The organism is Sphingomonas quercus (genome assembly GCF_018863195.1).
Taxonomy (GTDB): Bacteria; Pseudomonadota; Alphaproteobacteria; order Sphingomonadales; family Sphingomonadaceae; genus Solisphingomonas; species Solisphingomonas quercus.
In genome coordinates this window covers 239,724-252,970 of sequence record NZ_JAHKRT010000002.1, presented here as the reverse complement: position 1 = coordinate 252,970, position 13,247 = coordinate 239,724, and the positions used below count along the sequence as shown (strand labels likewise).

At 68.2% G+C, this 13,247-nt stretch carries 15 protein-coding genes; 10 read left to right on the top strand and 5 right to left on the bottom strand.

Going from position 1 to position 13,247, the window contains the following annotated elements:
* Positions 1-50: 50 nt before the first annotated feature.
* Both nadB and KOF26_RS04365 read right to left on the bottom strand, forming a co-directional pair.
* The gene (nadB, locus tag KOF26_RS04370) at positions 51-1,643 is read right to left on the bottom strand and encodes an L-aspartate oxidase (protein WP_216320713.1); all 1,593 of its coding nucleotides are present in this window, start codon (positions 1,641-1,643) and stop codon (positions 51-53) included.
* Complete coding sequence (locus KOF26_RS04365; protein WP_216320711.1) at positions 1,643-2,563, bottom strand: ABC transporter ATP-binding protein; 921 nt, start codon at positions 2,561-2,563, stop codon at positions 1,643-1,645. Before KOF26_RS04365 ends, nadB begins: the two co-directional genes overlap by 1 nt.
* Before the next feature lie 104 nt (positions 2,564-2,667).
* Between KOF26_RS04365 and KOF26_RS04360 the strand changes: the two genes are divergently transcribed.
* The 6 genes from KOF26_RS04360 (at position 2,668) to KOF26_RS04335 (ending at position 6,975) form a co-directional block, all read left to right on the top strand.
* Positions 2,668-2,811 (top strand): hypothetical protein, encoded by a 144-nt coding sequence (locus KOF26_RS04360; protein WP_216320709.1) that lies wholly within the window; start codon positions 2,668-2,670, stop codon positions 2,809-2,811.
* Positions 2,812-2,898: 87 nt separating this feature from the next.
* Positions 2,899-3,399, top strand: coding sequence for a hypothetical protein (locus KOF26_RS04355; protein WP_216320707.1), 501 nt, complete (start codon positions 2,899-2,901; stop codon positions 3,397-3,399).
* A gap of 63 nt (positions 3,400-3,462) precedes the next feature.
* A complete protein-coding gene (locus KOF26_RS04350; protein WP_216320706.1) occupies positions 3,463-3,651 on the top strand; it encodes a zinc-finger domain-containing protein in 189 nt (62 codons plus the stop codon).
* A 32-nt stretch (positions 3,652-3,683) separates the two neighbouring features.
* Complete coding sequence (gene tldD, locus KOF26_RS04345; RefSeq protein WP_216320704.1) at positions 3,684-5,102, top strand: metalloprotease TldD; 1,419 nt, start codon at positions 3,684-3,686, stop codon at positions 5,100-5,102.
* 187 nt (positions 5,103-5,289) lie between these two features.
* Positions 5,290-5,628, top strand: coding sequence for a P-II family nitrogen regulator (locus KOF26_RS04340; RefSeq protein WP_216320702.1), 339 nt, complete (start codon positions 5,290-5,292; stop codon positions 5,626-5,628).
* Positions 5,629-5,649: 21 nt separating this feature from the next.
* Complete coding sequence (locus KOF26_RS04335) at positions 5,650-6,975, top strand: ammonium transporter (protein WP_216320700.1); 1,326 nt, start codon at positions 5,650-5,652, stop codon at positions 6,973-6,975.
* Between the two features lie 281 nt (positions 6,976-7,256).
* Here the strand turns inward: KOF26_RS04335 and KOF26_RS04330 are convergent, their stop codons facing one another.
* The 3 genes from KOF26_RS04330 to KOF26_RS04320 all read right to left on the bottom strand — a co-directional run bounded on the left by KOF26_RS04330 (position 7,257) and on the right by KOF26_RS04320 (position 11,399).
* The gene (locus KOF26_RS04330) at positions 7,257-7,676 is read right to left on the bottom strand and encodes a protein tyrosine phosphatase family protein (RefSeq protein ID WP_216320697.1); all 420 of its coding nucleotides are present in this window, start codon (positions 7,674-7,676) and stop codon (positions 7,257-7,259) included.
* Positions 7,673-9,448, bottom strand: coding sequence for a DNA helicase RecQ (recQ, locus tag KOF26_RS04325; protein WP_363181788.1), 1,776 nt, complete (start codon positions 9,446-9,448; stop codon positions 7,673-7,675). The genes KOF26_RS04330 and recQ overlap by 4 nt, the downstream gene beginning before the upstream one ends.
* A gap of 121 nt (positions 9,449-9,569) precedes the next feature.
* Positions 9,570-11,399 carry an ABCB family ABC transporter ATP-binding protein/permease gene (locus KOF26_RS04320; protein ID WP_216320690.1) on the bottom strand — a complete coding sequence of 610 codons (1,830 nt, stop codon included), beginning with the start codon at positions 11,397-11,399 and terminating at the stop codon, positions 9,570-9,572.
* Positions 11,400-11,540: 141 nt separating this feature from the next.
* On the opposite strand from KOF26_RS04320, the gene KOF26_RS04315 reads away from it, so the two are divergent.
* From KOF26_RS04315 to KOF26_RS04300, 4 genes are all read left to right on the top strand, one after another.
* Positions 11,541-11,774, top strand: coding sequence for a hypothetical protein (locus tag KOF26_RS04315; protein ID WP_216320676.1), 234 nt, complete (start codon positions 11,541-11,543; stop codon positions 11,772-11,774).
* A gap of 63 nt (positions 11,775-11,837) precedes the next feature.
* On the top strand, positions 11,838-12,689 hold the full coding sequence (locus tag KOF26_RS04310) for an SDR family oxidoreductase (RefSeq protein WP_216320673.1): 852 nt from the start codon (positions 11,838-11,840) through the stop codon (positions 12,687-12,689).
* Between the two features lie 158 nt (positions 12,690-12,847).
* Positions 12,848-12,985, top strand: a complete 138-nt coding sequence (locus KOF26_RS04305) for a hypothetical protein (RefSeq protein WP_216320660.1) — start codon at positions 12,848-12,850, stop codon at positions 12,983-12,985.
* A gap of 23 nt (positions 12,986-13,008) precedes the next feature.
* Positions 13,009-13,197: a PspC domain-containing protein gene (locus KOF26_RS04300; RefSeq protein ID WP_216320657.1), complete on the top strand. Its 189-nt coding sequence runs from the start codon at positions 13,009-13,011 to the stop codon at positions 13,195-13,197.
* Positions 13,198-13,247: the final 50 nt, after the last annotated feature.

The window sequence follows — 13,247 nt, the reverse complement described above, 5'->3', positions numbered from 1 at the left end:
CCGACAGGCTCGGAGCGAACGGGGGGGCGGGGCTGATCCGTCCCCGCGGCTCAGGGCGCGACGATCGTATCCCGCGCCTCGGCAAGCGTCTCCGGATAATCGAGCGTATAATGCAAGCCCCGGCTCTCCTTGCGGGCGAGCGCGCATTGCACGATCAGACCGGCCACCTCGACGAGGTTGCGCAGCTCGATCAGATCGGGCGTCACGCGGAAATTGCCGTAATAATCGGCAACCTCGCGGCGGAGCAGGTCGATGCGATGCTGGGCGCGCTCCAGTCGCTTGGTGGTGCGCACGATGCCGACATAATCCCACATGAAGCGGCGGATCTCGCGCCAGTTATGCTGGACGATCACCTCCTCGTCGGAATCCGAAACGCGGCTCTCATCCCAGGGATTGAGCGCAGGCGGCTCGGGCAGATCGGCCCAATTGCTGCGAATATGCTCTGCTGCGGCCGCGCCATAGACGAAGCATTCCAATAACGAGTTGGATGCCAGACGGTTCGCGCCATGCAGACCCGATTGCGACACCTCGCCGGCGGCATAGAGGCCGGGCAGGTCAGTGCGTCCGTGTCGATCCACCACCACGCCGCCGCAGGTATAATGGGCTGCCGGCACCACCGGGATCGGCTGCGTCGTCATGTCGATGCCGAGCTCGGCGAGCCGCGCGCGGATCGTCGGGAAATGCTGTTCGACGAACTCCGGCGGCATGTGGCTGATGTCGAGATGGACGTAATCCAGCCCCAGCCGCTTGATCTCATGATCGATGGCGCGAGCCACCACGTCGCGCGGAGCAAGCTCGGCGCGCGGATCGAAATCCGGCATGAAGCGATGGCCGGACCCGGGCAATCTCAGCCGCCCGCCCTCGCCGCGCACGGCCTCGGTGATCAGGAAATTCTTGACCTCGGGGTGGAACAGGCACGTCGGGTGGAATTGCATGAACTCCATGTTGGAGATGCGGCAGCCCGCCCGCCACGCCATGCCGATGCCGTCGCCGGTGGCGCCGCGTGGAGATGTCGAGAAGACATAGGCGCGGCTCGCCCCGCCCGTTGCGAGCACGGTGGCGCGACCGGAGAACAGGCTGACCTCGCCCGTCGCGCGGCTGACGGCGTAGACCCCCCAGACATGGCCGTCGCCCGAATAGCGCGCCGCATGCCGGCCGGTGACGAGGTCGATCGCGGCGTGATCGGGGATCAGCGTGATGTTGGGATGGGCGGCGGCAGCGCGCTCGAGTGCCTGCTGCACGGCGAAGCCGGTGGCGTCGTCGACATGGACGATGCGGCGATGGCTGTGCCCCCCCTCGCGGGTGAGATGCCAGCGCTCCGCGTGGCCGGCCTCGCCCGGGTTGAACGGCACGCCCAGCGCCGCCAGCCGCTCGATCGCGGCCGGCGCATTCTCGACCACGAACTCGACGGTGCGCCGGTCGTTGAGGCCGGCGCCGGCGATCATCGTGTCCTCGATATGGCTTTCGAACGTATCGCCCGGCTCCAGCACGGCGGCGATGCCGCCCTGCGCATAGCGGGTCGAGCCGTCCGAAATGTCGCCCTTGGCGAGCACGCCCACCTTGTAATGCGGCGCGAGGTTGAGCGCCGCCGTCAGCCCGGCGGCACCCGAGCCGATCACCACCACGTCGAAACGCCGCTCCATCAGGCCGCTTCGTTGGTCAGGTTCAGGAACACGTCCTCGAGGTCGGCTTCCTTGGTGGAGACATCGACGATGCCGAGGCCGGCGGCGGTCAGCGCGCCGAGCACCTCGCCGGCATTCACCTTGTCCTTGTGATAGGTGATCTCGACGGTGCGCGCGCTCTTCAGCACGATCTTCTCGAAGCAGGCGGCGGCCGGCGCCTCGGTGAGATCGCGGTCGACCGTCACTTCCACGGCCTTTTCCTGCGCCTTGTTGACGAGGGTACGGGTCGGCTCATTGGCGATGAGCTGGCCATGGTTGATGATCGCGATGCGATCGCACAGCTCCTCGGCCTCCTCCAGATAATGGGTGGTGAGGACGACGGTGACGCCCTGCTCGTTGAGCGTGCGCACATAGGCCCAGAGCTGCTGGCGGAGCTGGATGTCGACGCCGGCGGTCGGCTCGTCCAGCACCAGGATCGGCGGCGAATGAACCATCGCCTTGGCGACCAGCAATCGCCGCTTCATGCCGCCGGAGAGGGTGCGGGCATAGGCGCCCGCCTTGTCCTCGAGGTGGACGGCGCGCAGCAGCTCCATCGTCCGCCGCCGCGCCTTGGGCACGCCATAGAGGCCGGCCTGATTCTCCAGCGTCTCGGCGGGCGTGAAGAACGGATCGAACAGGATCTCCTGCGGCACGATGCCGATCGAGGCCTTGGCGTTGCGCGGATGCTCGTCGATGTCGAAGCCCCAGACGCGCGCCGTGCCGCCCGATTTGTTGACCATCCCCGACAGGATGTTGATCAGGGTGGACTTGCCCGCCCCGTTCGGCCCGAGCAGGCCGAAGATCTGGCCGCGCGGCACGTCGAAGCTTACGCCCCGCAGTGCTTCCTTGCCGCCCTGATAGACCTTGCGCAGGTCGCGTATCTCGATCGCCGCATCACTCATGCCCGTCAGATAGAGCGAAGCCGGCGTCGTTGCGAGCCCGCAATCGCCGTCATTAACCCTGTCCGCCAAGACAATGTTAGGGATCGCTCCGGCATGCTCGGGTCATGATCCGGTTCGCTCCTTTCCGCTCCGCCCGCCTCGCCGCCGTCACGGCGCTCGCCGCCGCGGTGCTGGCGACGGTCGCGCCGTTCCTGCATCCGCCGGTGGCGGTGCATGCGCCGGCGATCGAGGGATCCGGCATCGCCTGAAATTCCTGTCGCCAGGGCTTGGCTAAGCCGCGTCGCTTTTGCATGGGGGGAAGCGCGAACGGCCGGGGACGATCGCAGGAGACAGGTTTGAACAAGGCGATGGCCGCGGCCTTGCTGCTCGCGCTGCCGGCCCAGGGCGTGGCTGCGCAGACCTGCCTCACCCGCGCCGAGGCGACCGACCTCGTCGTTTATCTGATGCCGGTGGTGGTCAGGGGGATCGCCGACAAATGCGCCGCTACCCTGCCTGACACAGCGTTCCTGAACAGCGGCTCGGCAGCCTTTGTCGAGCGGCTTGGCGGCGAGTCGGATCGGCGCTGGCCGGGCGCGCGCGCCGCGTTCATGAAGATGGCGGGCCGCGACCTGCCCGTCGATGCCGGCGACGACATGCTGCGCCCGCTGCTCACCGGCGCGGTATCTAACGCGCTTCTCAACAAGATCGGGACGCGCGGCTGCGTCTCGGCCGACGAGTTGCTCGGCGCCATCGCCCCGCTGCCGGCGCAGAATATCGGCACGCTGCTGACGGGCTTCCTTCGCCTCGCCACCGAATCCGGCCGCACCGCCAATCTGGCGATCTGCCCTGATGATTGAGCGCCGCCATCCGCCCTTCCAGCCGATTGCGATGCGCCGCGCGCTTCGCTAATGGCCGATGCCGTGACCCAGCCGCCCGAAACCCTCCGCGTCAAAACCAGCCGCGTCGCCTGCGATGGCGCGTCCGACATTCCCGGCGGCGCCGCGCTCGGCCATCCGCGTGTCTTTCTCGAGATCGACGAGAGCGGCTATGTCGAATGCGGCTATTGCGATCGCCGCTTCGTGCTGGAAGGCGGCCCCGCCGATCATTGAGCCGCGGCGGCAGCGCGCCTATATCGACGCGCATGACCGATCCCCGCAGCTTCATCTATCGCGACGCCCTCGACCCGGACGCGGCGCAGCGCCTCACCGCCGAAGCCCTGAAAAGCTGCGATGACGGGGAGCTTTATCTCCAATATCTCGCCTCCGAGAGCTTCGGCTTCGACGATGGCCGGCTGAAGACCGCGGATTTCAACACCCAGGCAGGCTTCGGCCTGCGCGGCGTCTCCGGCGAGACCACCGGCTTCGCCCATGCCAACGAGATCAGCGAAGCGGCGATCCGCCGCGCCGCCGAGACGCTGACCCTGCTCGATCCCGCTACGGGCGCCAAGGCGCCGCCGCCGCGCCGCACCAACACCCGCCTCTACACCGACGCCGATCCGCTCAGCCTCGTCCCCTTCGCGCGCAAGGTCGAGCTTTGCCAGCGCATCGACGCCGCCGCCCGCGCGCGCGATCCCCGCGTCGCGCAGGTCACGGTGGGCCTGTCCGGCTCGTGGAGCGTGGTCGAGATCGTCCGCGCCGACGGCCATGTCGCCCATGACGTGCGCCCGCTCGTCCGCCTCAACGTGTCGATCGTGGTCGAACAGAATGGCCGGCGCGAGAACGGCTTTCACGGTCTTGGCGGCCGCTATCTCTACGACCGGCTGTTCGACGAGACGATATGGCAGGGCGCGGTCGACACCGCGCTGGCGCAGGCGCTGGTCAATCTCGAATCGGTGGCGGCGCCCGCCGGCGAGATGACGGTGGTGTGCGGCCCCGGCTGGCCCGGCGTGTTGCTGCACGAGGCGGTCGGCCATGGGCTGGAGGGCGATTTCAATCGCAAGGGCTCGTCTGCATTCTCCGGCCGCATCGGTGAGCGCGTCGCCGCGCCCGGCGTCACCGTCATCGACGACGGCTCGCTCGAGGGACGGCGCGGCTCGCTGACCATCGACGACGAGGGCACGCCGACCCAGTCGAACGTGCTGATCGAGGACGGCATCCTCAAGGGCTATATCCAGGATCGCCTCAACGCCCGGCTGATGGGCGTCGCGCCTACCGGCAACGGCCGCCGCGAGAGCTTCGCCCACGCGCCGATGCCACGCATGACCAACACCTTCATGCTCGGCGGCGGCGAGGATCCGGCCGCGATCCTCGCCGGCGTCAAGACCGGCATCTACGCCAAGTCCTTCGGCGGTGGGCAGGTCGACATCACCTCGGGCAAGTTCGTCTTCTCCTGCACCGAAGCCTATCGCATCGAAAATGGCCGGCTCGGCGCGCCGATCAAGGGCGCGACGCTGATCGGCGACGGCCCCTCGGTGCTGACGCGCGTCAAGGCGATCGGCAACGACATGGCGCTCGATGAGGGCATCGGCATCTGCGGCAAGGGCGGCCAGTCCGTGCCTGCCGGCGTCGGCCAGCCGACCCTGCTGATCGAGGGCCTGACGGTGGGCGGCACCGCGGCCTAACCCATCCGCGACAATCTCGGGAGCGAGTGCCTAAAATCTAGGCACTCGCTCTACTCTGCCTAAAGCCTGTGCGCCTGCGAAATGACTCCGCGGCCTCCTCCTGCAAAATAGTCCGCGATTCCGCTGCACTGCGGAATTGGCACGCTGCTTGCGATGCTTCTCCTGCTGCAAAGCGAGGGAGGCGAAATTGAAGTTCGTCATCGCGATTATCAAACCGTTCAAGCTGGACGAAGTCCGCGAGGCGCTGTCCGCGCTCGGCGTCCAGGGCATGACCGTCACCGAGGTCAAGGGATTCGGCCGACAGAAGGGCCAGACCGAGATCTATCGGGGCGCCGAATACAGCACCAACATGGTTCCGAAGATCAAGATCGAGGTCGCCGCTTCGGCCGATCTCGCGCCGCGGGTCGTCGAGACGATCCAGCAGACCGCCAATACCGGCGCAATCGGCGACGGCAAGATCTTCGTCCTCGATCTCGCCCAGGCGGTACGCATCCGCACCGGCGAGACCAACGATACCGCGCTCTAACGGGGAAAGGGGGGGAACGCGATGCGTCTTTCTACCAAATTGACGGCGGCGGGCCTCGCCATGCTGGCGGCGACGCCGGCCTGGGCCCAGGATGCGGCGGCCGCCGCCGCGCCCACGGTCAACAAGGGCGACACCGCCTGGATGATGACCTCCACCCTGCTGGTGCTGGCGATGATCGTGCCGGGCCTGGCGCTATTTTACGGCGGCCTCACCCGCGCGAAGAACATGCTGTCGACGATGACGCAGATCGGCGCCGTCGCGGCGCTGGCGATGCTGGTGTGGGTGTGCTGGGGCTATACCATGGCCTTCGGCGACGGCGGCAACGCCTTCGTCGCCGGCTTCGGCAAGCTGTTCCTCCACGGCATCACCCCGGACAGCGTGGCGCCGACCTTCACGCCCGGCGTCGCCATTCCGGAATATGTGTTCGTCTGCTTCCAGATGACGTTCGCCGCGATCACGGTCGCGCTGGTGCTCGGCTCGACGGTGGAGCGGATGAAGTTCGCCGCCGTGATGGTCTTTGCGCTGGTCTGGCTGACCATCGTCTATTTCCCGGTGGCGCACATGGTCTGGGCCTCGAATGGCCTGTTCTTCGCCAAGGGCGCGCTGGATTTCGCCGGCGGCACGGTGGTCCATATCAACGCCGGCGTCTCGGCGCTGGTCGCCGCGATCATCCTCGGCAAGCGCCACGGCTATCCGCATGAGCGCATGGCGCCGCACTCGCTGACGCTGACCGGCGTCGGCACCGGCCTGCTGTGGGTGGGCTGGTTCGGCTTCAACGCCGGCTCCGCGCTGGAGGCGAACGGCTCGGCCGCGCTGGCCATGATCAACACCTTCGTCGCCACGGCGTCCGCGGGCCTCGTCTGGATGCTGGCGGAGCGCGCCGCCGGTCACAAGGGCTCGGCCCTGGGCTTCTGCTCGGGCATCGTCGCCGGCCTCGTGGCGGTGACGCCGGCAGCGGGCAATTCCGGCCCGTTCGGCGCGATCGTCCTCGGCGCGGTGGCGAGCGTGGTCTGCTTCTTCGCGGTGACGGTGATGAAGCCGAAGCTCGGCTATGACGATGCGCTGGATGCGTTCGGCGTCCACGGCATCGGCGGGATGATCGGCGCGATCGGCACGGGCATCGTCTACGCCCCGTCGCTCGGCGGCCCGGGCAAGCCGGATTTCGCCATCGGCCACCAGCTGGTCGTGCAGATCGAGGCGGTGCTGACGACGGTCGTCTGGGCGGCGATCGGTACCGTCATCGCCATCTACATCGCCAAGCTGGTCACCGGGCTCCGGGTCAGCCGCGAGGTCGAACTCGAAGGCCTCGACCTCGGCGAGCATGGCGAGCGCGCCTATAATTCCTGACAGGTTCCTCCTGCGAGAGAGACTGGGCCGGCGGCAAAACCGCCGGCCTTTTTTTGCGTCGGCGAGAGTGGCTAACGTCCCGAAATGTTACCGATCCCATCCTCGTAAAACGGCCATTTTCTTGATTGCAGTCTTTGCAACCGTGTAGCGCTATTACGCACTTGCACAATGACCGATTCGTTGCGAAAAAGGACCTGCCTTTCAGGCATCCTCTCCTAAAACTTAAGGGCCGGCCCCTCGGGACCGGCCCTTTTTTTGTCTGCCTTCCGGCGACGGGCGGGTCAGCGGGTCAAGGCGCCGCTGATTGAGGAGAGATCATAGCCGGCGTTGCGCGCGCTCGACATCAGCGCCGCGCCGTCCGCACCCTTGCCACGCTGCGACAGCGCCCACAGCGCCGTAGAGCGCATGCCGGATCGGCAGAAGGCGAGCACGGGGCCACTGGCACCGTCCAGCGCCTCGCCCATCGCCGCCACCTGCTCGGGGCGAAAGCCGGAATGATCGACCGGCACGGTGCGATAATCGATGCCCGCGGCCTTCGCGGCGGCGCCGATCTCGGCGGCGGTGGGCTGGCCCGGCTCCTCGCCGTCCGGACGATTGTTGATGATCAGCGTCACTCCCAGACGCTTGGCCTCTTCGACATCGGCGACGGTGATCTGCCGCGAGACGAAGACCTGGTCGCTCAGCTTCTTGAACTCGCTCATTCTTCCCTCCATTCGCGCATGACGTTCAGGAACGCGTCTCCATAGGCCTCGCGCTTGGCCTGGCCTACTCCGGTGATCTGGCCGAGCGCGTGGATGTCGCGCGGCCGGAACGCCGCCATCTCCCGCAATGTCGAATCGTGGAAGATGACATAGGGCGGCACGCCGCGCTCGCGGGCGATGTCGCGGCGGCACGCGCGCAGCGCCTCGAACAGCGGATCATGCGGATGATCCTCGGCGGCCTTGCCCCTGGCGCCCCGCGTCCGCAGCCGCGCCGGAGGGAGGACCAGTGGCACGCTCTCCTCGCCCTTGAGGATCGGCCGCGCCGCCGGCCCGAAGGACAGGCCGCCAAACTCGTCGGCGCGCAGGGCATCCCGCGCGATCAGGGCGCGCGCCACCGGCTTGACCAGCCTGATCTCGTCGGCGTCGGCGATGCCGAACACCGACAGGCGATGATGGCCGAAACTTCGCACCTTCTCATTGTCGTTGCCGGCCAGCACCTCGGCGAGATGATTGACGCCGAAGCGCATCTCGGTGCGGAAGGCGGCGGAGAGCAGCTTGCGGGCGATCTCGGTGGCGTCGACCGTGGCCGGCGGGGCGAGGCAATTGTCGCAATTGCCGCAGGTCTCGGGCGGGGTCTCGCCGAAATGACGGAGCAGGATGGCGCGGCGGCAGCCGGGCGACTCGACCAGCGCGGCGAGCGCATTCAGCCGGGTACGCTCGCCGGGCCGGCGCGCCTCCTCCACCTCGGCCTCGACACGGCGGCGGGCGCGGGCGAAATCCTCCGCTCCCCAGAACAGGTGCGCCTCGGCCGGCTCTCCGTCGCGGCCGGCGCGGCCGGTCTCCTGATAATAGCCCTCGATCGATTTCGGCAGGCCGGCATGGGCGACGAAGCGCACGTCCGGCTTGTCGATGCCCATGCCGAAGGCGATGGTGGCGACCATCACCATCTCCTCGGAGGCGACGAAATCCGCCTGGTTGCGCTGGCGCACGGCGGGATCGAGGCCGGCGTGATAGGCGCGCACCGCGCGACCGCCAGCGCCGAGCTGGGCGGCCAGCTTCTCGGTCATGTCGCGCGTGGCGGCATAGACGATGCCGGGGCCGGGAATGCGCTGGACGAGCTGGCCGAGCTGCTTGCCGATGCCGTCGCGCGGGGTGACGGTGTAGCGGATGTTCGGCCGGTCGAAGCCGGCGACGATCAGCCCGTCCTCGGGGATGCCGAGCTGGGCGAGTATGTCGGCGCGGGTATGCGCGTCGGCGGTGGCGGTGAGCGCGAGGCGGGGAACCTCGGGAAATGCATCGAGCAACGGCCGCAGCAGTCGATAGTCCGGCCGGAAATCATGGCCCCATTCGGATACGCAATGCGCCTCGTCGATGGCGATCAGCGACAGCGGCACGCGCGCCACGAGGTCGCGGAAGCCCGCCTGGCTGGCGCGTTCCGGCGCGGCATAGAGCAGGTCGAGCGCGCCGTCGCGGAAGCGGGCGATCGTCTCGGCGCGGTTATCGTCGGCGGAGGTCAGCGTGGCGGCGCGGATACCGAGCGCGGTGGCGGCGCGCACCTGATCGTGCATCAGCGCGATCAGCGGCGAGATGACCAGCCCGGTGCCGGGCCGCGCCAGCGCCGGCAGCTGATAGCAGAGCGACTTGCCGGCGCCGGTCGGCATGATCGCGGCGGTATGCCGCCCGGCCATGACGCGGCCGACCACCTGCTCCTGCACGCCGCGAAAGCCGGGAAAGCCGAAGACCTGGTGGAGGATGGTGGCGGGATCGGTCACAGACGTGTCTCTAGCGGGTTTCACGCCATCGTCATGCTGAACTTGCTTCGGCATCCACCCGGCCGCACTCTCCGAAGCCTGTGGAGGAGCGGCCCCCGAAACGAATTCCGGGTGACGGGGGTTACTCCGCCGCCAGCGCCTCGGCCGCCTCGCGCTCGGCGGCCTGCCGGTTCCACATCTCGGCATATAGCCCGCCCATGCGCAGCAGCGCCGCATGGGTGCCGCGCTCCGCCACCTGCCCGGCCTCCAGCACCACGATCTCGTCGGCGTCGACCACGGTCGAGAGGCGATGCGCGATGACGATCGTCGTCCGCCGCGCCGACACCCGCGCCAGCGTCTCCTGGATATCGGCTTCGGTACGGCTGTCGAGCGCGCTGGTCGCCTCGTCGAGGATCAGCACCGGCGGGTCCTTGAGGAGCGTGCGGGCGATGGCGACGCGCTGCTTCTCGCCGCCGGACAGCTTCAGCCCGCGTTCGCCGACGCGGGTGGCATAGCCCTCGGGCAGGCTGGCGATGAAATCATGGATCGCCGCCCCGCGCGCGGCCTCTTCGATCTCGGCCTGCGAGGCGCCGTCGCGCCCATAGCCGATATTGTAGCCGATGGTGTCGTTGAACAGCACCGTGTCCTGCGGCACGATGCCGATCGCCGCGCGCAGCGATGCCTGGCTGACCTCGCGGATGTCCTGCCCGTCGATGAGGATGCGACCGCCCGTCACCTCGTAGAAACGATAGAGCAGCCGGGCGAGCGTCGACTTGCCGGCGCCCGACGGCCCGACCACTGCCAGCGTGCGTCCGGCCGGCACGTCGATGTCGATGCCGTTCAGGATCGGCCGCTCCGGATCATAGGCGAAGCGCACATTTTCGAGGCGCACCGCGCCGCCGGCAACGGCAAGCGCCGCCGCGCCGGGCTTGTCGACGACCTCGGCCGGCGTGTCGACGAGGCCAAACATGGCCTCCATGTCGATCAGCCCCTGGCGGATCTCGCGATAGACCATGCCGAGCATGTCGAGAGGCCGGAACAGCTGGGCGAGCAGGGTATTGACGAGCACCACGTCGCCGGTGGTGAACTGGCCCTTGCTCCAGCCCCACACCGTATAGCCCATGGCGCCGGCCATCATCAGGTTGGTGATCAGCGACTGGCCGATGTTGAGCGCGGCGAGCGAGCCCTCGACCTTCACCGTCGCGTCGGTGAGCTGGCGGACGGCGCTTTCGTAGCGGCGCGCCTCGACCTGCTCGGCACCGAAATATTTGACGGTCTCGTAATTGAGCAGCGAATCCACCGCACGCTGCGTGGTGCGGGCGTCGAACTCCGCCCATTCGCGGCGCACGCCGATGCGCCATTCCGTCACCCGGCGCGTGAACACCACATAAGCGATGACCATCGCCACCGTCGCCCCCACCATCCCCCAGCCGAACTTGCCGAGGAAGATGATGCACACTGCGACCAGTTCGAGGATCGTCGGCCCGATCGAGAAGATCAGGAAGTAGAGCATCGAATCGATGCTCTTGGTGCCGCGCTCGATAATGCGGGTGAGGGCACCGGTGCGCCGCTCGAGATGATAGCGCAGCGAGAGCTGGTGGAGATGCTCGAACACCTGCACGGCGAGCCGCCGCGCCGCATCCTGGCCGACCCGCTCGAAGATCGCGTTGCGCAGATTGTCGAACAACACGCCGCCAAAGCGCGCGCCGGCATAGGCGGCGACCAGCGCCACGGCGAGCCCCACCCCCGGCTCCAGACCCGGCGCCATGCGGTCGATCGCCGCCTTGTAGGCGAACGGCATCAGCAGGGTGATCGCCTTCGCCCCGATCACCAGCATCAGCGCGATGACGACGCGGGCGCGCAGCGCCGGCGCATCGGCCGGCCACAGATAGGGGAGGAAACGGCGGAGCGCGGCAAAGCCGGCGCGCGGGCGCGGCGCGGGCGCCGGCGTGGTCGAATGGGCAGGTGGCATGTCGGCGCCCAAGATAGGGCGTCCGCGCCGCCACGCCAGTCGCGCGGTGGAACGGCTCCGTCGACGAAGCGTTTTGTCGCAGCGCCCTGTCGTGAAATCTGCAGGAAGCGCGGACGGGCCGCGGATCGGGGGCATCGGACGATGGGGCCGACCTTGTTCATCATGGCGATACTGGGCTGCGGCGATGCCGAGGCGTTATGCCGCGAGGTGCGCATCGCCAGCACGCCCTACCCTTCCGCCGAGGCCTGCCAGGCGGCGATGGGCCATGTCCTCGGCCGCAACCTCGACCTCGATTTCCCCACCGTCCTCGCCCGCTGCCGCCCGGAAAGCGCCGAGAGCGCGCGGCGCACCCTCGCCAGCCTGCCGCACGGCTGAACCGTTCGCGGCCGCGGCCGTTCTCTCCACGGGGTACAGCCCGTGTGGAAGAGAGAGACGATGATGGCCGACACCGAACCGATGATCCATGAGGATGGCCTGCCGGGCCACGAGAGCGCGCTCGATCGCCAGCCGGAGTGGCAGCCGCTCTATCCGGGTTCCGGGCGGATGGCCGGCAAGGCGGCGCTGATCACCGGGGCGGACAGCGGCATCGGCCGCGCCGTGGCGGCGCTGTTCGCGCGCGAGGGCGCGGACGTCGCCATCGTCTATCTTTGCGAGCATGACGACGCCGCCGAAACCAGGCGCGCGGTCGAGGCCGAGGGCCGCCGCGCCATCACCCTCGCCGGCGACGTCGGCGACAAGGCATTCTGCGATCGCGCCGTCGCCGAGACGGTAGCCGCGTTCGGCCGGCTCGACATCCTCGTCAACAATGCCGGGGAGCAGCATCCCGACCAGGACATCCGGGATATCACCGAGGAGCAGCTGCGCCGCACCTTCCAGACCAACATCTTCGGCATGTTCTTCATGACCCAGGCCGCCCGCCCGCACCTGAAACGTGGCGCGGCGATCGTGAACTGTACCTCGGTCACCAATTATCAGGGCTCGAAGGAGCTGCTCGACTATTCCTCCACCAAGGGCGCGATCACCGCCTTCACCCGCTCGCTGTCCGAAAACCTCGTCGGCGAGGGGATCCGCGTCAACGCGGTGGCGCCGGGGCCGATCTGGACGCCGCTCAATCCCTGCGGCGGGGCGAGCCCCGAAAAGCTCAAGGATTTCGGCAAGGACACGCCGATGGGCCGCCCCGGCGAGCCCAATGAGGTGGCGCCGTCCTTCCTGTTCCTCGCCTGTGAGGATGCCCGCTACATGTCCGGGCAGGTGCTACACCCCAATGGCGGGACGATCGTCAACGGCTAGCGGTGACAATTGCGAAATCTTGGCGCAGTTCGCCATGAGTTGGAACGGCAAACTGCGCCTGGTTCGCGATAATCATTAGATTATCGTATGTTAGCATTTGGCACGACCCGTGCAATCTCCCCAGCATGACGGCGCTTCCGCAGCTGAGGAGAATGATCATGTTCAAGTCCGAGCTTTCCCGCACCATGCTCTCCGTCGCCAGCGCGCTGGTGATGAGCGCCACGCTGATCACCGCCGCCGTCGGTCCGGCCCGCGCCGCCGAGCGCCAGGCCGTCGCCCGCGCCATCTCCGCCTGATCCGCCGCCTGAGGAGACCGACGATGACGACCGGGATTTTCCGACTCGATCGCAGTAATGGCCGGCTGATGGGCGTGTGCGCCGGGATCGCGCAGCGCACCGGGCTCGACGTGACGCTGGTGCGCGTCGCCGTGGCGCTGCTCACCCTGTTCAGTTTCGGCGTGGTCGGCGTCGCCGCCTATCTGCTCGCCGGCTGGCTGGCGCCGCGCTGAGCCCGGCCGATCAGCCAGCTTGCACGGCCCGGCGAGGCGGCACACAGTCC